This window comes from Streptococcus merionis DSM 19192 (assembly GCF_000380085.1).
GTDB lineage: Bacteria > Bacillota > Bacilli > Lactobacillales > Streptococcaceae > Streptococcus > Streptococcus merionis.
In genome coordinates this window covers 99,069-118,158 of record NZ_KB904538.1, presented here as the reverse complement: position 1 = coordinate 118,158, position 19,090 = coordinate 99,069, and the positions used below count along the sequence as shown (strand labels likewise).

The following is a 19,090-nucleotide window of genomic DNA, read 5'->3' as shown; positions in this document are numbered from 1 at the left end:
CTTTCAAAAAATAGAAGTGGGAGAAAATAGAATAAGGGTCGGGTAGCAATTATCCACTGGACTGTTGAAACAAACCCCGTACAAGAGACTATGTTGACTTAGCCAGTAAGTGATAGTGCCAAACGGTTCTATCAAATATGAAGCAGAATTTTTACTCCTGCTTTGAAAGTGGGGTAGCAGTTCATAACAATGACATTTTCTTGTTTAGTAGCCATAAAAATTCTCCTTTAAAAATTTATGAAAAATTGAAATAGAATAAATAAAGGTAAGCGACAAAAATTAAATATATGCTTACATTATAATTTTATATTTAACTTTTGTCAAGAGTTTTTACAAAAATTTTTAAATACCTATCTTTAAAATCAGATTTCTAAAGCATCGAAGTTATCGTATTTAAGCTGTCTAAAAGGCTGTTTCCAATTTACTACCAGCTAGATGATAAGTTAAGTCTCGGTTTAACTTTAGATCTAGTTTAAACGACTGTAACAGAATTAAAAGGCAGCACCACTACAAGTTTTCTGAAAAATCTGATATAATGGGTTAAAATGTTTCTTAAGGAGTTTCTATGTCAGTAAAAATTGCCCTGCTTGGATTTGGTACGGTGGCTAGCGGTGTTCCTTTTCTGTTAAAAGAAAGTAGTGAAAAAATTCAGCAAGCGGCTAAATCAGAGATTGAAATTGTAAAAGTTCTCGTCAGAGATGAAGACGAGAAGAAAGCTTTGTTGGCAAAAGGGCACCATCACGCTTTTGTTACAGATATTGACGACATCATCAACGATTCCGAGATTGCTATTGTGGTAGAATTGATGGGCCGTATCGAACCTGCCAAGACATTTATCACGCGCGCACTTGAGTCTGGTAAGCATGTTGTCACTGCCAATAAAGACTTGCTGGCTGTCTATGGCTCAGAATTGTTTGAGATTGCTAACAAAAACAATGTTGCTCTCTATTATGAAGCGGCTGTGGCTGGCGGCATTCCTATTTTGCGTACTTTGGCCAATTCCTTTACATCAGATAAAATCACACGTATCTTGGGGGTATTGAACGGAACCTCGAATTTTATGATGACCAAAATGGTCGAAGAAGGTTGGTCTTATGAGGCAGCTCTTGCTAAGGCTCAGGAATTAGGCTATGCAGAGTCTGATCCGACTAATGATGTTGACGGTGTTGACGCAGCTTATAAAGCTGTTATTCTCAGCCAATTTGCGTTTGGCATGACCATTGATTTTGAGGATGTAATCCATAAGGGGATTCGTGACATTACACCTGCTGATGTCTCCTTGGCCCAAGATTTGGGTTATGTGATTAAGCTAGTGGCTTCGATTGAGGAGACGTCATCTGGCTTGGCCGCAGAAGTTTCGCCAACTTTCTTGCCAAAAGACCACCCATTAGCTGTTGTTACCGGTGTGATGAATGCCGTTTTTGTAGAGTCGATCGGTGTCGGTGAGTCAATGTTTTACGGCCCAGGGGCTGGTCAAAAACCAACAGCAGCATCTGTTGTGGCAGACATTATCCGAATTACCCGCCGTCTCCATGATAAAACTGTTGGAAAATCTTTCAATGAATACAGCCGTCCTGCCCAATTAGCTAAAGCTGAAGACATCAAGAGTGCTTATTATTTCTCTATTCAAACACCTGATCAACCGGATCAAATCTTGCGCTTGATGGAGATTTTTGAGGCAGAAAAGATTTTCCTTAAGCAAGTTTTGCAGCGTCAATCTGGTAAAGATGCAGTACGTGTCGTCATTGTGACTCGCACCCTCAACAAAACACAGCTGAAAAATGTTACTGAACAATTAGAAGCTGTCAATGATTTTAAAGTCAATAATATTCTGCGTGTTTTAGGAGAATAAGATGCAAATTAGAGTTCCAGCAACTTCAGCTAATATTGGTCCAGGGTTTGATTCTATGGGCGTTGCTCTTAACAAATACTTAACGATTGAGATTTTGGAGCAAGCTTCAGATAATGAGTGGTTCATTGAGCATGATTTGCCCTTTGTGCCTGATGATGAGCACAACTTGCTGATAAAAACAGCTCTTAAGATTAAGCCAGATCTGCAACCGCATCGCCTTAAGATGACCAGCGATATTCCGTTGGCACGAGGTCTCGGCTCATCAAGTTCTGTGATTGTAGCAGGAATTGAGTTGGCCAACCAACTCGGTGAACTCAATCTGACCAATGATGAGAAGCTGCAGATTGCAACAGGTATTGAAGGTCATCCTGACAACGTTGCGCCAGCTATTTACGGAAATTTAGTGATTGCTAGTTATGTCAATAAAAAAGTGACTGCCATTGTTTCTGAATTTCCAGATTGCGCCTTTTTAGCCTTTATCCCAGACTATGAACTACGCACATCTGACAGCCGCAACGTCTTGCCTAACCAAATGTCTCATAAAAAGGCAGTAGCAGCCTCGTCAATTGCCAATGTGGCAGTAGCAGCATTGTTAAATGGAGATCTCACCACAGCTGGTCGAGTCATCGAGTCAGATATGTTTCACGAGCAGTTTCGACAAAAGTTGGTGCGTGAATTCTACAGTATCAAGCAAATTGGTCATGAGCACGGTGCTTATGCTACCTACCTATCTGGAGCTGGACCTACGGTGATGGTCTTGGCACCTCATGAGAAGGTTGAAACGCTGCAAAGAGCTATCAGTGAGCTTAGTTTTGAAGGAGAGTTAACTTGTTTGACTGTTGATAAAGAAGGGGTTCTTGTGTCAAATTAGGCTTTTACAGCGTCTCAATTGCTAAACAATGCCTCCATTTGCTCTAAAGTTTTTAAACATTGTTGAGGCGTAAGCTGGTCAATTTTAAACTAGATAACGCTCAAACTCAAAGGTCATTCTAATCACTGTGATGACTGATCTTTGAGTTTTTTGACTGCCGGGTGCATGAAATCTTTTTAGACCTGTGTTCATAGCTTAAATTTCAACGATCATTATTTCTAAAAAATGTTTAACTGACAAAAAGAGAGAAAGAAATCGTTCCTACGTTTGACGTGATATTTTTGACTTTTAGTGGTCGTCAAATGAGCCTATCCATGGTATAATAGAGAAGGCTTCTGCCAAATTTTCGATGAAAGAATACTAATGTTACATTTAGATCAGATACAGTCTGTTTTTGAGGAAATAGACTATAAATTAAATGAGCCGCTAAAAGGCTATACTTATACAAAAGTAGGGGGACCGGCAGATGTCCTCTTCTTTCCTAAAAATAAATTTGAGTTGGCAAAAATCGTCCATTACGCTAATAAGCAGGATATTCCTTGGATGGTTCTGGGCAATGCCAGTAATATCATTGTCCGTGACAAGGGAATACGTGGATTTGTCATCATGTTTGATAAGCTTAATGCGGTGACGGTCAACGGTTATACCATAGAAGCAGAGGCGGGGGCTAACCTGATTCAGACGACACGTGTGGCGCTTTACCATTCTTTGACAGGGTTTGAGTTTGCTTGCGGGATTCCAGGATCAATCGGTGGAGCAGTTTATATGAATGCTGGCGCTTATGGCGGTGAGGTGTCAAATATTCTGGTTTCAGCGCAATTATTGACCAAGGAAGGCGAGGTTATCACTGTTGAAGGACGGGACATGAAGTTTGGTTACCGGCATTCTATGGTTCAAGATACCGGAGCAATCGTTATTTCGGCCAAATTTGCCTTGAAACCAGGAACTTATGAGATTATCAAGCAGGAAATGGACCGCTTGACCCACCTGCGCGAGTTGAAACAGCCCTTAGAATACCCATCCTGTGGTTCTGTTTTCAAACGTCCTGTAGGACATTTTGCAGGACAACTCATCATGGAAGCTGGTCTAAAAGGGCGTCGCATCGGCGGTGTTGAGGTGTCTGAAAAGCACGCTGGTTTTATGATTAATGTGGCTGATGGAACAGCTTCTGACTACGAAGCATTGATTGCTCATGTGATTGAGACAGTGGAGCAGAATTCAGGTATTCGTCTAGAGCGAGAAGTACGCATTATTGGTGAATAGCGCGTTAGGAAATCCCTTGGAACATAAGCAAAGCACTGTTATATGACTGAATAAGAAAAAGAGGAAGGTTCAGAGGAGCTAAATCTATCAGGCTGAATTTTAAGAAAAGGGGGTGAGGCCTATTTTAGCAGGCAGTATGATGGGCATGGTTGATGCCCGAGAGGTTTAAAAGGCTTAACAGAGCCTTAATCTGTAATTTATTTTAAAAAAGGATTTTATGAGAATTGAAAAAACCCATTATTGAATTCAAAAACGTGTCGAAGGTTTATGAGGATAACGGTACTGTCGTCCTTAAAAACATTAACTTTGAACTGGAAGAAGGAAAATTTTACACACTCTTAGGAGCTTCTGGTTCTGGAAAATCAACGATTTTGAATATCATTGCAGGGCTTTTGGAGGCATCCAGTGGAGATGTCTTTCTTGATGGAAAACGAATCAATGATGTGCCAACTAACAAGCGGGATGTTCACACTGTTTTCCAATCATATGCCCTCTTCCCCCACATGAATGTCTTTGATAACGTGGCTTTCGCTCTCAAACTGCAAAAGGTAGATAAGACAGAGATGAAAGAGCGTGTGACTGAGGCGCTGAAGATGGTTCGCTTGGAAGGCTATGAAAAGCGTTCTATCCGTAAGCTCTCTGGCGGCCAACGCCAGCGTGTCGCTATTGCCCGCGCCATCATCAATCGTCCTCGTGTGGTGCTGCTGGATGAGCCGTTGTCTGCCTTAGATTTAAAATTGCGGACAGAGATGCAATATGAGCTCCGTGAACTTCAGCAAAACTTAGGGATTACGTTTGTTTTTGTCACGCACGATCAAGAAGAAGCCTTGGCCATGTCTGACTGGATTTTTGTTATGAATGAGGGAGAGATTGTCCAATCAGGAACGCCTGTAGACATCTATGACGAGCCGATCAATCATTTTGTAGCGACCTTTATCGGTGAGTCCAATATCCTGCCTGGGATTATGATTGAAGACTATTTGGTAGAGTTCAATGGCAATCGCTTTGAAGCAGTTGATGGTGGGATGAAGCCAAACGAACCGATCGAAGTGGTCATTCGTCCAGAGGACCTGCGGATCACTTTGCCAGAAGAAGGAAAGCTTCAAGTTAAGGTTGATACCCAGCTCTTCCGAGGAGTTCACTATGAAATCATTGCCTATGATGACTTGGGCAATGAATGGATGATTCACTCGACCCGTAAAGCCATTGTTGGTGAGGTTATCGGGCTTGATTTTGAACCCGAAGACATCCATATCATGCGTCTCAATGAAACTGAGGAAGAATTTGACGCTCGTATTGAAGAATATGTGGAGATTGACGAGCCAGAAGAAGGCTTGATTAATGCCATTGAGGAGGAACGCGATGAAGAAAACCTCTAATTGGCTCTCCGTTCCTTATTGGCTTTGGCTAGCGCTCTTTGTTTTTGTGCCGCTGACCCTCATTGTCTGGCAGTCTTTTTTTGACATTCACGGCCAATTTACCTTAGACAATTACAAGACCTACTTTAGTTCGCCAAATGCGACCTATCTTAAAATGAGCCTCAATTCTGTGATTTATGCGGGGATTATCACATTAGTCACGCTTTTGGTGTCCTATCCGACTGCTTATCTCTTGACCAAGCTCAAGCACAAGCAACTCTGGCTTATGCTCATTATCCTACCAACCTGGGTCAATCTTTTGCTCAAAGCCTATGCTTTTATTGGTATTTTTGGCAATAGCGGAGCAGTCAATGGTTTTCTGGGTTTCATGGGAATTGCCCCACAGCAAATTCTTTTTACGGATTTTGCCTTTATCTTTGTAGCCAGCTACATCGAAATTCCCTTTATGATTTTACCGATTTTTAATGTCTTGGATGATTTAGATTCAAACTTGATTGCGGCAAGCAAGGATTTGGGGGCCAGCAACTGGCAGACTTTTACTAAGGTCATTTTCCCTTTGTCTATGAATGGTGTCCGCGCTGGGGTTCAGGCAGTTTTTATCCCATCGCTCAGCTTGTTCATGCTAACGCGTCTTATCGGGGGAAATCGAGTGATTACGCTAGGAACAGCTATTGAGCAACATTTCTTGACGACGCAGAATTGGGGAATGGGTTCAACCATCGGGGTCGTGCTGATCATGACCATGCTTTTGATTATGTGGGCAACGAAAGAGAGGAGTGACGGATGAAAAAATTCTCAAACCTCTATCTGACTCTTGTCTTTATCGTTCTTTACCTGCCGATTTTCTATTTGATTTACTATGCTTTTAATAGCGGTGGGGATATGAACAGCTTTCAAGGGGTAACGTTGGAGCATTTCCAATCGGTCTTTAGCGACAACCGTCTGATGTTGATTGTGGTACAGACCTTTCTTTTAGCCTTTTTAAGCTCGCTGATTGCAACTATCATTGGAACTTTTGGCGCTATTTATATCTATCAAGTTCGCCGCAAACTACAAGATGGTCTTCTGTCTGCCAATAACATTCTTATGGTCGCACCTGATGTGATGATTGGCGCAGCCTTTCTGATTCTCTTTACCACGATTGGCTTTCAGCTGGGCTTTGTATCGGTCTTACTTAGCCATATTGCCTTTTCGATTCCCATTGTGGTGCTCATGGTCTTGCCAAGGCTTAAAGAGATGAATGCCGATATGATTTCAGCAGCTTATGACCTTGGAGCCAGTCACAGCCAGATGTTCCGCGAAATTATGTTGCCTTATTTGACACCAGCTATTATTGCAGGTTATTTCATGGCTTTTACCTACTCGCTTGATGACTTTGCAGTGACCTTCTTTGTCACAGGAAATGGTTTCTCAACCTTATCTGTCGAGATTTATTCACGAGCTCGTCAGGGAATTTCTTTGGAAATCAATGCCTTGTCAGCTCTGGTCTTTCTCTTTTCAATCGTTCTAGTGATTGGCTATTACTTTATTTCACGTGATAAGGAGGAAGCCTAATGCGTAAATTTGTATCATTTTTTGCTGGAATCCTTGCTATTATTATCGTATTCTGGGGAACTAGTCTAGTCATGACAGCGCAGAAAGATTCTGGCAGCACGGGAAAACTAGTCATTTATAACTGGGGCGACTATATTGATCCAGAGCTTTTAGAAGACTTTACCGCTGAAACAGGGATTCAGGTTGACTACCAGACCTTTGATTCCAACGAATCCATGTACACCAAAATTAATCAAGGCGGGACAACCTACGATATTGCTGTTCCGTCCGAATATATGATTTCCAAGATGATTGAGGAAGACTTGCTTTTGCCACTAGACCACAGTCAGATCAGTGGGATGGAAAATCTTGGTGAGGAGTTTGTCAATCAGTCCTTTGATCCTGAAAACAAATATTCAGTTCCTTATTTCTGGGGAACTTTGGGCATTATTTATAATAAAACCATGGTTGATAAAGCGCCATTGGAATGGGAAGACCTTTGGAGAGAAGAATACCGCAACAACATCATGCTGATTGACGGTGCCCGTGAGGGAATGGGAATTGGTCTGCAGACCCTTGGTTACAGCCTCAACTCAGATAAGCGCGACCAGCTTTTAGAAGCAGCTGATAAACTCTATAAGCTGACCCCGAACATTAAGGCAATCGTTGCTGATGAGATCAAAGGGTACATGATCCAAGAAGAAGCGGCAGTGGCGGTCAGCTTTTCAGGTGAAGCCAGCGAAATGCTAGATGGCAATGAAAATCTGGTCTATGTCGTCCCTTCAAAAGGTAGCAATCTCTGGTTTGACAACATCGTCATTCCAAAAACAGCTAAAAACATTGAGGGTGCTCATGCTTTTATTAGCTTTATGCTCCGACCTGAAAATGCTCTACGCAATGCAGAGTACATCGGCTATTCAACGCCAAACAATGTGGCTAAAGCTATGCTTGATAAAGAAACACGCGAAGACCAAGCTTTCTACCCAAGCGGTGAAACCCTTGATAATCTTGAAGTTTATGACAACCTCGGTAAAGAATTGCTAGGTGAGTATAACGACCTTTACCTGCAGTTTAAGATGTATCGCAAATAGAAACGAAACACATAACGATGAAACAAAAACAACAAGAATTCAACTACATTTCAAGCTCAATCATGGTATCCGTCTTTCGAGGGATTTTAGTAGGTCTATTGGCAGGCCTTGTTGTCAGTCTCTTTCGACTTCTGATTGGCTACAGTTTTGAGTGGCTTGTCCATCTTTACCAATTAGCACGGCAAAACACGCTCGTGCTTTTTGCTATAATAGTTGGATATCTCCTGCTAACTTGGCTACTTGGGCAACTTGCCAAGTCTGAAAGCGGTGTTCGTGGCTCAGGTATCCCACAAATCGAGGGTGAATTAAAAGGTCTCATGAACTCTGATTGGTGGAGCATTTTATGGCGAAAATTCGTTGGAGGTGTGTTAGCTATTTCAAGCGGTTTGATGCTTGGACGAGAAGGACCTTCGATTCAGCTGGGTGCTATGACTGCCAAAGGAATTGCGAGTAAGCTCCAATTGTCACCCCTTGAAATGCGAGTTTTGATTGCCAGTGGATCTGCTGCTGGACTTTCTGCCGCTTTTAACGCTCCTATAGCAGGGCTTCTTTTTGTCGTGGAAGAGGTCTACCGCCATTTTTCACGCTTAGTCTGGGTGACGACCTTGACCGCTAGTCTTGTCGCCAATGCGGTATCTCTCTGGATATTTGGTCTGACCCCTGTTCTCCAGATGCCGATTGAAGTGCCTGATTTGGCGTTTCATCAATACTGGCTTTTCCTCCTAACAGGTGCCTTCCTTGGTCTATCGGGTTATCTCTACGAGAAAGTTATTCTCAACATGCCAACTTTCTACAGTAAGATTGGAAATTTTCTAAGACGAGGAGCTTCTTATTATCCTATCCTTCCTTTTATCCTTATTCTCCCGATTGGTTACTGGCTTCCTGAGCTACTCGGTGGTGGGCATGAGCTGATTATGCACCTACCTATGGCAAACTACAGCTTCGGTATCTTGGCACTCTTTTTTATCATTCGTTTTGTCATGAGTATGCTGAGCTACGGCTCAGGTCTTCCAGGTGGCATTTTTCTGCCGATTCTTTCTTTGGGATCAGTTCTTGGCATGATGGTAGGACAGGTTTTGGTAGCAATGGGATTGGTGGATGCAGCTGATCTCCCACTCTTTATCGTCCTTGGGATGGCAGGCTATTTTGGAGCTATTTCAAAAGCACCGCTGACAGGTATCGTCTTGGTCACAGAAATGGTTGGCGATATGCACCAACTGATGCCTCTAGGGCTAGTCACTTTGGTAGCCTACATCGTTATGGATCTACTGGGTGGTGCGCCTATTTATGAAGCCATGTTGGAGAAAATGCTACCAGAACACGCTGAGGAATCTTCCGAAACAACCCTAATCGAGATTCCAGTGTCTGAACGGATAGCAGGTTTCAGAGTATGTGATTTGACCTTGCCAGAAGGTGTCTTGATTACTGGACAGGTCAATCATGGACGCTCGGAAATTGTCAACGGTCAGACCAAGCTCTATCTTGGAAATACACTCCATCTCGCTGTTCGAGTTGACCAAATCGAACACGTCAAAGCACAACTTTTAGATTAATATTAAGATATGAGACCGTTAAAAAATCCGATGAAAAATGAAAAAACAGACGACAAGTCTCAGGACTTGAGGAAGTTTTTGAATTTTATCGAGCTTTTTAGGGCGTGTTCAGTTCCAAGATATAAAACTCGTTTGAAAAAACGATGGTGCGTCAATCTGTTCAAACTATAATAGAAACGAGACTGTGTACCTGCTCTAGAAGGATAAACTATTAAAACCTGCATGAGGTCAACGTTTCTTTTAACGAAGTCTCCATGCAGGTTTTACTGTTTTAGTGTTTTGCCCAGCTGGTGCTTCTATGGTATAATTTAAGAAATAACCTGTATGAGGAGAAAAGTATGGTTTTATCAAAAAAACGAGCTAGACATGTGATTGAAGAAATTATAGCCCTCTTTCCAGATGCTAAACCTAGTCTGGATTTTCGTAATCATTATGAACTATTGATTGCAGTTATGCTGTCTGCTCAGACAACAGACGCTGCGGTCAACAAGGTAACGCCAGCGCTGTTTGAGCGCTTTCCGACTCCTAAAGCAGTGGCAGAAGCGACTCCGAGCGAAATCGCACCTTATATCGCTAGACTTGGGCTCTACCGCAACAAGGCTAAGTTCATGCACGAATTATCCATTCAGCTTTTGGAGCGTTTTGATGGAGAAGTCCCACACACACGTGCGGAATTGGAAAGTTTGCCAGGCATCGGTCGCAAAACAGCTAATGTGGTCATGTCAGTGGGCTTTGGTATTCCAGCTTTTGCTGTGGATACACATGTGTCGCGCATTTGTAAACACCATCAGATTGTCAAACAATCTGCCACACCGCTCGAAATCGAAAAGCGCATCATGGAAGTTCTACCAGAGGATCTTTGGCTCCCAGCCCATCAAGCTATGATTTACTTTGGACGTGCCATCTGCCATCCCAAAAATCCAAAATGCGACCAGTACCCACAGCTTTACAATTTTGATGTTTGAAAGAAAAATTGTACTCACTCCAAAATCAGTTGGTGAGGCAACGAGTTGCAGATGGAACATCTCAGCTGTCTATTGTAATACTACTTATAAATTAAACACTAATATATCATGCAATTCATAGATATTCGCTAGCAATATATCAATAAAAGAGATGCATTAGGGAATAAACTAGAAAGAGTATAAGAACTAGGTCACAAAAAACTTCCCCATGAGTTAACGATGTTCTAACTAAAACTCAAGTGACTAATATTACGATGAATCGATCAAATCTAAGGGATACAATCCTTTTGTTTTCAAAGCGTATAAAAAGCGACCAACACTAGCTCCTGAAAGTTAGAAAGCTGATTGTTGATCGCTTTTTGCTATAATATTTTTTGACTGATGTTTCTAAACTTGACTATCGTTTTACCATCAGTAGGTCATCACCACTGTTTATAGTCATCTCTTGGTTTGATATCACATTGCTGCAATCAGCAGAATTAGTGACGATAACTATGGTTGTCATTTCTAGTCCTACATTTTTAATGTTATCGCTATCAAAAGTGCCAAGTTTATCACCCCCTTTTGACATGTTTCCCATGTTTAACCAACTGCTCAAGACTATCATCGTTCGTAAAAACAGCATCAATCCCAATATAAAGTAGAATCTCCGTTCCTTGAGACGTTTTTAAGCCATAAGTATGACCTGCCTCAAATGCAATAGCCACTTCTGCATCAGCAAGTGAGTAGATAACATCCTCATTAGGTTGAATAGTGATTCCTTGGATTATCATGCCTGTGAAAAAACAGGATCATTGACCTTAGATCTCTCGACACAGAGGCAAATATGATTTCCTCGTTTTGAGAAAGCGATGTCTCCTGAGGAGTTGCTTGCAATTTTTTAGAGAGTAAACGTGATAAAAAGTATAGCATCCTTTGTAGAATAATCAATGTTTAAACTCAGATATATCTCTTTCTTGTATCAAAATACCAATGAGGTGTTGCACGGCTTTGTAGAAGGAATCTGAAACGTAAGTCGCCTTTTCCTGCACGTATTTCGGGGCTGAGGATATACAATAGGAAATATCTGTTTCTTGAAACATGGAAATATCATTTCCAGAATCCCCAAAAGCAATCACTAAGTCGTAATCCGTTTTAACCAATTCAACACCATGTCCCTTTGAAACACCTTTAGCTGTTATTTCAATGCGAGTGTCACCTGCTTTAAAAATCTCTAAGTGCGGGAAAGTGACTCTCAGTTGTTGGAAATAAGCCCCAGACACCTCTTTAGTTGGCCTCACATTGAATTTGTAAATCGTTTTTTCTTTAAGAGATTCAAAGGGGTTATCCAAGCAAATTAGTTCCATATTCCAAAGATGATCGGTATGTTCGTGAACAAAATTTCCAATCCGTGATTGACCATCCAAAGCATCAAAGATAAGTTGTTCTTCCTTGAGGTAATTGAGGATGCGATGAACATCTCTCCCAGTAAGAGGTTGAGAAAAAATTGTATTTCCATTTGATTCGACCAAGGCACCGTTAAATCCGATAAGGTGTGTCAAGTCAATCTTATTCTTTTGAGCAATATAGTGAATTTCTTCTACTGAACGCCCTGTGGCAACAGAAAAATCGCTAAATGAGCATAATTGGTGGTAGGCCTGCAAATCATCGCTATTTACATTCACTGAATTTTTAACAAAGGTGCCGTCTAAGTCAGTAATACATAAAATACGGCGTTTCATATTATTCACCAATACCCAAAATATCTTGGATTTCCATTTTCAGCACATTAGCATATGCCCCATATATAGATTGCATCTGCATGCCGTTTTCTGCAAATCCCATAGCTTCATATTTGTTAATAATCGTATCTTTTTCGACTAACGCTTTATCTTTGACATCAATACGCAAGCGTGTGATACAAGCATTAACATCGACAATATTTTCCGGTCCGCCATGTGCTTCAATCAAACCAATTGCTTGTTGGTGTGTTTTTTCTTTTTTGCTAAGTGGTTTATCAGACGTTGGCTCTGAAGTCGTCGCCATTTCTTTAGCAGGTTCTTCCTTACCTACCGATTGAACTTTAAGACCATATTTTCTGCGAGCTTCCGCTTTTGTTGCTAAACGTACTTCGTCAATGTCTTCACGACCAGGTGTCTTAAAGTTGAATTTGATAATCATAAACTTGAAGACGAAGTAGTAGATAAAGAAATAGGGAATACCGACAAGGAATACTAACCACCAATGTGTTTTAGGGCCTTGTAAAACACCGTAGATAACTAAGTTGATAAAGCCATGACCAGTAGGTGTAGCAACACCTGCCCCTAGCATGTGCATTACAAAGAGTGCAGAACCTGCCAATACAGCGTGAACAGCATATAGCATTGGTGCAACGAAGAGGAAAGTGAATTCGATTGGCTCTGTAATCCCTGTCAAGAAAGAAGTAGCAGCTGCTGCGAAAAGGAGTGAGCCAGCCATTTTACGTTTTTCAGGGGTTGCAGTCTTATACATCGCATAAGCAGCACCTGAGAGACCAAACATGAAGTAAACAAACTTACCACCATTGAAGCGGGTAATAGCTGGGTCAATTGATGTGATAGATGAATCAGCAAGAGAAGCAATGTAGGCATTGACAGTCCCTACAACATGCTGACCATCAATAATCCAAGAGCCACCGAGCTCTGTTGTCCGTACTGGCCAATTCAAGCCATGGTGAAGGCCAAACGGCAACAAGGCACGCTCAATTAATCCATATAGGAAAGTTCCAATTGGTCCTGATTTTAGAATGACAAGAGACAAAGCGCTAATCCCCATTTGCACAGTAGGCCAGACAAAAAATACAGCTGTTGCTACAAAAGTCATGACAATCATGGTGACAATTGGGACGAAACGAGGGCCGCTGAAGAAGCCTATGACTGTTGGCAACTCTTGTTTCACTGCCCATTTATGAACGAAGTAAACAGTAATACCAACGATAATGCCCCCGAACACACTTAAGTCCATAGTCTGAATACCTAGGACCTTGGTCTGCATGGCGTCAGCTAGTGCTAATTTGGCTTCAACCTTGTCCAAGCCAGCAGTATCAACTAGCCTACCAGTTGTGGTCAATAAGAAGTTTAAGATATAATGCAAGACAATAAATCCGAGAAGCCCAGACAAAGCAGCAGAGCCTTTTTCGCGTTTGGCAAGACCAACAGCTACACCGACAGCGAAAATAATAGGCAAGTTATTAAATGCTGTATCTCCCAAAACAATGAATAGCTTCATGATAAATTGGAAAATATCGTTACCAAGGGCTGGAAACATTTCCAAGGTGTTCTCATTGGTGAATGCTGTACCAATCCCTTTGATTATACCTGCACCTGGCAATACTGAAACAGGTAGTAGGAATGAGCGGCCAAATTGCTCAAATGCAGAGATTAATTTATTCTTCTCTTTCATTTTATCCTCCTATGAAAATATATTTGATAAGACTATTGTAACAAAAAAGCAAAAGTAAACGTTTTTTTGGAAAAAACTTCCGGTCTTGAAAAATTTTTACTTTTAGGGTAAAATTTTACTAAAAAGATAAGAGCGAAAGAAACCATCCAATGTTCGAAAAATAGAAAGGATTGTTATGTTTTTAAACAATTTGAAAGCCAATTATGAGAAGCTCTCTGTTGGCGAACAAGAAGTCGTTGATTACTTGATGCGGCATGAAGAGATTGAAAATATTACCATTAAGACCATTTGTGCAGATCTCTATACATCCAGTTCAACGGTAGTGCGAGCCTGTAAGAAGATTGGTTACAGAACATATAATGAATTGAAGTATGATTTAAGACTGTCAAAAGAGTTACAGGCAAATTTATCAAAACGCGATCGGAATTCTTTTGAGATAATCAAAAATCAACTGAGTGTAGAGTTTCAACAAACCATGGGTATCTTATCGGAGGATGACTTTGTGACATTTGCGGACTGTATTTTAAATGCCCGCCGCATTTTTTGTATCGGCGTTGGATCAAGCTACATGGCCATGGCAGACTTTAATCGAAAACTCAAATTAATCAATGTTTGGTCAAATGATTACTTTGAGCAATATAGTATCGAGCGAATCAAGGATATTTCGATAGACGAGGATGTTATTTTGGTCTTTTCACTAGGTGGCAATAGCCAAGATGTTAACGAAAGCATTCTAGCGGCCAAAAATAATGGTACAACTATTCTCTCAATCACTACGTTAGGAAACAATCTCTTATCAAAAGTGAGCGACAATGTGATTTATATCTACGATGCACCCAAAAAGCGTGAAAAGCTAAGGTCACGATTGATGTTTAACCTCGTTGGGACTCTTCTTTTTGAGGTTGTCCTTAGTAGAATAGGATTAAAATAATGATGGGCAAGAGTTGAAAAATACTATATGATAGACAGAAATTTTCAAATCCTTCAAAGAAGGCAATAGCGAGGAAGGTTTGAAATAAAGCTTACAAATAAGTATCAAACTTTGAAGGTGTGGACAAAGCTAGAACGACTTCCTGTCTCGCCCTCTTTTTAATTTTTGTTTTATTTTATTTCAAATAATTACTTGACATACTCTGTTTTATCACATACAATAAAACAAATAAATGATTTATTTTTAATAAAACAATTATTAAAGGGAGTGTTGTCAATGAAACGACTATTATCTAATAAACTGTATATGACACTATTTGCTATGGACTTGCTGTCAAACTTTGGAGATGTTTTGTACTATCTGGCCTTGATGAACTATGTTTTGTTGCTACCTGAGGCCAAATTTGCTATCGCTATGGTGTCCTTGTCTGAGACGATACCGATTTTGGCTGGCTTTGTGACGGGCCATTTTGCCGACCAAACAAAGCATAAAGTCAATACAATCATGCTGACCTTAGTTTTCAGGGCAGGATTATATCTGATGCTCGCGTTTGTCATGGGATTTAACCCTGCCTTGTGGATTGTGCTTGTTGGTATTTCAGTCAATTTCCTATCAGACATCGCTGGACAGTATGAAAATGGCCTTTATTACCCGATTAGTCTGAGATTGGTTGATGATGATTCTCGTCAGTTAAGCATGTCATTTAAACAAGCAACGACTTCTGGTTTTAACATCGCTTTTCAAGCTATTGGCGCAGCTTTGGTTGGTGTCTTGTCCTATTCAAACTTAGCGTTGGTCAATGCGATGACCTTTGCCGTTCCTGCCTTGGTCATATTTAGTCTAAGGCAGAAATTAGAAAGACTTCTTCTGGAAAAAACGGTGGTCAGACAAAAAACCGTCGAAGTAGTTGATGAGAAAACAACGAGAAGCCTTGTGACTGATATGTGGTGCACACTTAAAATCGCTCTTAGAGAGTTGATGGCCATGTCGGAAGTGAGACCGATTTTGATTAGTATACCTTTATTAAATGGTATTTTTAGCGGTTTAACCACTTTGATTCTCTTAGTCATCAAGGTTGATCCTGACTTTATATTTATCAATCCGCCAACTACGCTAGCGACCATGACCAGTGTTATGCTGATTGCTAGTATTTTGGGAAATATCCTATCGACAGTTCTTGTCAAAGATAGCAAGCTGGTTGACTTTGTTGCGATTTTGACAGCCTGTGCTTGTCTAATGATGATCGGACTTTATTGTCATCTCTATCTGGTTGTATTGATTTTCGCAGCCTTGGGCAATTTTTCTGCTGGCATGATCAATCCTAAATTCATGGCCATGCTGATGAACCGCTTACCTGAGGAACGAATTGCGACGATTTCAGGTGGTGTTTTCTCCTATTTTCAACTGGGAATGCTTGCTATGAATGCGCTCTTGTCTGCTATGATTTTGATTTTCCCTGTTCAGCTAATCTTAATTATTTATGTCTTGATTAGTTTGGGGCTTCTGGGGTATACTGGTCTTATGACCAAAAAGGAGCGAGCACATGAAATGGAACTTTGACCCAACTGAAAATGAACTAATAGAATACTTAACTGCACCCGAAATAGTGAAAGGTATCAAGTCTTTTAAAGAAGATTTGTCCAGTCGAGAGATGGAAATCATTGCTGATGCTTTACAAGTTGCTGACGCAGTAAGGGATGCCTTTATCAAGGCTGGTTTGCAGGAGAAGATTTTAAAGTATCATCTTGTCTACGACTATATGCCAGTCAGTTTTTCGCTTTATATGAAAGTCTTGAGCCTATTTCCGCAACCCAAAACAATTGCAGAACTTTGCCAATGTTTCCTCGCATTGAGTAAGGAGCAGATTCTAGAGGTTTACCAAGTTCATTTGTTAAACCCAGAAGAGCCTGAGCAGACGATGGAAGAGGTCATTGAGCAGTCCATGTCGCTGTCTGCTGAGAATAAGTGGTACTGGTCTCAGGCCATCAAATACCCTGAGGAGCAGGTCAAAGGCTTGGTAGAAGTCTTGATGAAAACATCTGAGATTTACCGTCCCTACTACGAACGCTACCGCCACGAGCGGGAAACTTACTACAAAGAATTGGACATTGATTCTGTATTGAAAGAATTTCAAATTGCTGATTTTTTGGAAGAAGAAAGTCAGCTTTATCAGGAAATTCGCCTTCTCATTTTTAGTCCATGGTTGGTTGGTTTAGGATTTATCCGCTATGCCAACAATTCTTCCCTAGCCTATTTACGTCTTTCCAGCCGAATCGAGAAAATCTTGCGGAATCGTCATCAGGTGGACAATGAAGTCCTAGCTGATATTATGAAATGCTTGGGGGACAAGAGTCGCTATGAAGTTTTAGTCGAATTGTATCGCACACAAAGTAAAAATAAGGATATTGCTAAAAAATTAGGCATCACTAGCGCAGCCGTATCATTTCATGTCCAAAAACTCAATAATCAATTGCTTTTGACCTCCAATAAGACGGAGAACGGACAGCGTTTTAATCTAAATAAAAAGCTAATCATTGATGTGATTGCCAAGTTAAATAAGGATTTTGATTTGAATTTGCTAGAAGAAAACTGGAGCGACCGCTTTGAGATGAGATAAATTTATCGTAGCAGTAGGAGCAGGCTCGCGCAGTCAAGCCAACATCAAACAGTGAAACTTATCCATTTTTCAAGAACAAAAACGAGCTAATCTGCAAGGATATGCTCGTTTTTGCTCAGCCTTTGTTTAAGAATCACGTAGCAGTACAGTAATTTAGTGATTAACTATCCTATACCTCAACAGGGTTCCAAACACTGTTGGCATACTATTTAGAACAGAACTAAACTGGGAAGAATAGTAATGCAACGACAAACAGGAAGCCCGAAACTATCATAAGAGCAGCAGAGTAACCCATGATATCTTTAGCTTTTAGACCTGTTATCCCTAGAACTGCAAGAGCCCAGAACGGTTGAGCCATATTGGTCCAAGAGTTACCGTAAGCCACGGCAAGGGAAGCTTTTAAGACACTGCCATTCATTAATTTAGCAGAGTTGATGGCGATCGGTCCTTGGACAGCCCATTGCCCACCACCAGATGGCGTGAAGAAGTTTAGCACTGAAGCGATAATAAAAGTCCAGAAGTAGAAAGTAAATGGTGTACTCAAACCTGCAATCCATTCTGCGATAACTGTTCCTAGTCCTGAGTAACTAATAATTCCCATGATACCTGCATACAGTGGGAACTGGAAAATAATTCCAGCTGCGCTAGCTGTTGAGCGGCCAAAAGAGGCAACAAAATTAGAGACAGTACCATGAAGAAGTAACCCTAAAAACAAGAAGAGCGTATTGATGATGTTAAGGTCTAGGTTGATACCGTTAGCCATAAAGTAGCGAATACAGTAAATGAGACCAAAAAGACCGATAGTATAACTGATGATAGGGCTATTGTTAAGAATATCGCCAACCGTTTCATTCTTGACAACTTTCTTTTCAGTTGTATCCTCAGCCATTTTTAGATTTGCGAGTGCATATTCAGGGATTGGCTGTACTCCTTCATTTTTAGGATGGAGAAAATAGGCCAAAGTAGGTACAACAACTAAGAAAGAGATGGTTAGAAAAATGTTCATGGGATTAAACATGAATTGGCTCATTGGAATCACACCAACTTCGGATTCCAAGAAATGTCCAGGAGTCGCAAGTGTAAGACCGACAGAGCTTGACAAACCAACACACCAGGTCATATAGCCAATATAAGAGCAGGCAGATAAGAGACGGTACTCGACAGCTTGTCTTTGTTTTTGTAGGGAATGAGTGATATTACGCGCCAAAAGGGCTCCGACCACAGCACTCAAGCCAAATTGAAAAAACGAAATCAAGATGGTTACTAGAGTAACTGTGAAAGCTGCTTGGCGACCATTTTTAGGAATAGCAGCTACTTTATTGATTAAAGTTTTGACAAGAGGTGTATCTGCTACAACACCACCTACAATAACCACTAGGGACATCTGCATTGCAAATTGAAGTAGAGTCCAAAAACCTTTATACCAATTATCTAAACTTTCTAAGGGAGAGACCTTCATCACTAGAATGGAAATGGTAAAGGCTATTAGCGTTAGTAAAATAGCAAATATCGATGGATCGGGCATGTATTTTTCTGAAACCCGAGTAAAAGATTCCCCCATGCGCACGAGCCAGCTGGCATTGGACTGTTTTGTTTCTTGTGACATTAGCACAAA

General features: G+C 40.9%; 16 protein-coding genes. 12 read left to right on the top strand and 4 right to left on the bottom strand.

Features of this window, described 5'->3' with window-relative positions; all coding sequences use genetic code 11:
- The first annotated feature begins 565 nt into the window (after positions 1–565).
- The 9 genes from A3I5_RS0100520 to nth all read left to right on the top strand — a co-directional run bounded on the left by A3I5_RS0100520 (position 566) and on the right by nth (position 10,507).
- On the top strand, positions 566–1,852 hold the full coding sequence (locus A3I5_RS0100520; RefSeq protein WP_018372655.1) for a homoserine dehydrogenase: 1,287 nt from the start codon (positions 566–568) through the stop codon (positions 1,850–1,852).
- 1 nt (position 1,853) lies between these two features.
- The gene (gene thrB / locus A3I5_RS0100515) at positions 1,854–2,723 is read left to right on the top strand and encodes a homoserine kinase (protein WP_018372654.1); all 870 of its coding nucleotides are present in this window, start codon (positions 1,854–1,856) and stop codon (positions 2,721–2,723) included.
- A gap of 363 nt (positions 2,724–3,086) precedes the next feature.
- Entirely contained in the window at positions 3,087–3,986 is a 900-nt protein-coding gene (gene murB / locus A3I5_RS0100510; protein WP_018372653.1) for a UDP-N-acetylmuramate dehydrogenase, read from the top strand.
- Between the two features lie 224 nt (positions 3,987–4,210).
- On the top strand, positions 4,211–5,365 hold the full coding sequence (locus tag A3I5_RS0100505) for an ABC transporter ATP-binding protein (RefSeq protein ID WP_018372652.1): 1,155 nt from the start codon (positions 4,211–4,213) through the stop codon (positions 5,363–5,365).
- Positions 5,349–6,152, top strand: a complete 804-nt coding sequence (locus tag A3I5_RS0100500) for an ABC transporter permease (RefSeq protein ID WP_018372651.1) — start codon at positions 5,349–5,351, stop codon at positions 6,150–6,152. Before A3I5_RS0100505 ends, A3I5_RS0100500 begins: the two co-directional genes overlap by 17 nt.
- Positions 6,149–6,919, top strand: a complete 771-nt coding sequence (locus A3I5_RS0100495) for an ABC transporter permease (protein WP_018372650.1) — start codon at positions 6,149–6,151, stop codon at positions 6,917–6,919. The genes A3I5_RS0100500 and A3I5_RS0100495 overlap by 4 nt, the downstream gene beginning before the upstream one ends.
- Complete coding sequence (locus A3I5_RS0100490; RefSeq protein ID WP_018372649.1) at positions 6,919–7,989, top strand: ABC transporter substrate-binding protein; 1,071 nt, start codon at positions 6,919–6,921, stop codon at positions 7,987–7,989. The genes A3I5_RS0100495 and A3I5_RS0100490 overlap by 1 nt, the downstream gene beginning before the upstream one ends.
- A 17-nt stretch (positions 7,990–8,006) precedes the next feature.
- Positions 8,007–9,542 carry a ClC family H(+)/Cl(-) exchange transporter gene (locus tag A3I5_RS0100485; RefSeq protein WP_018372648.1) on the top strand — a complete coding sequence of 512 codons (1,536 nt, stop codon included), beginning with the start codon at positions 8,007–8,009 and terminating at the stop codon, positions 9,540–9,542.
- 338 nt (positions 9,543–9,880) lie between these two features.
- Positions 9,881–10,507, top strand: coding sequence for an endonuclease III (nth, locus tag A3I5_RS0100480; RefSeq protein ID WP_018372647.1), 627 nt, complete (start codon positions 9,881–9,883; stop codon positions 10,505–10,507).
- Between the two features lie 554 nt (positions 10,508–11,061).
- Here the strand turns inward: nth and A3I5_RS0100475 are convergent.
- The 3 genes from A3I5_RS0100475 to A3I5_RS0100465 all read right to left on the bottom strand — a co-directional run bounded on the left by A3I5_RS0100475 (position 11,062) and on the right by A3I5_RS0100465 (position 13,927).
- The gene (locus A3I5_RS0100475; protein WP_018372646.1) at positions 11,062–11,280 is read right to left on the bottom strand and encodes a PTS glucose transporter subunit IIA; all 219 of its coding nucleotides are present in this window, start codon (positions 11,278–11,280) and stop codon (positions 11,062–11,064) included.
- A gap of 153 nt (positions 11,281–11,433) precedes the next feature.
- Positions 11,434–12,228, bottom strand: a complete 795-nt coding sequence (locus tag A3I5_RS0100470; RefSeq protein ID WP_018372645.1) for an HAD-IIB family hydrolase — start codon at positions 12,226–12,228, stop codon at positions 11,434–11,436.
- A 1-nt stretch (position 12,229) separates the two neighbouring features.
- Complete coding sequence (locus A3I5_RS0100465) at positions 12,230–13,927, bottom strand: PTS transporter subunit EIIC (RefSeq protein ID WP_018372644.1); 1,698 nt, start codon at positions 13,925–13,927, stop codon at positions 12,230–12,232.
- Positions 13,928–14,102: 175 nt separating this feature from the next.
- On the opposite strand from A3I5_RS0100465, the gene A3I5_RS0100460 reads away from it, so the two are divergent.
- From A3I5_RS0100460 to A3I5_RS0100450, 3 genes are all read left to right on the top strand, one after another.
- Positions 14,103–14,858, top strand: coding sequence for a MurR/RpiR family transcriptional regulator (locus A3I5_RS0100460; protein WP_018372643.1), 756 nt, complete (start codon positions 14,103–14,105; stop codon positions 14,856–14,858).
- A 276-nt stretch (positions 14,859–15,134) separates the two neighbouring features.
- Positions 15,135–16,418 carry an MFS transporter gene (locus A3I5_RS0100455; protein ID WP_018372642.1) on the top strand — a complete coding sequence of 428 codons (1,284 nt, stop codon included), beginning with the start codon at positions 15,135–15,137 and terminating at the stop codon, positions 16,416–16,418.
- On the top strand, positions 16,402–17,475 hold the full coding sequence (locus tag A3I5_RS0100450) for a winged helix-turn-helix domain-containing protein (protein ID WP_018372641.1): 1,074 nt from the start codon (positions 16,402–16,404) through the stop codon (positions 17,473–17,475). The genes A3I5_RS0100455 and A3I5_RS0100450 overlap by 17 nt, the downstream gene beginning before the upstream one ends.
- Before the next feature lie 220 nt (positions 17,476–17,695).
- On the opposite strand, the gene A3I5_RS0100445 is transcribed toward A3I5_RS0100450, so the two are convergent.
- Positions 17,696–19,081: a short-chain fatty acid transporter gene (locus A3I5_RS0100445; RefSeq protein ID WP_018372640.1), complete on the bottom strand. Its 1,386-nt coding sequence runs from the start codon at positions 19,079–19,081 to the stop codon at positions 17,696–17,698.
- Positions 19,082–19,090 lie beyond the last annotated feature (9 nt).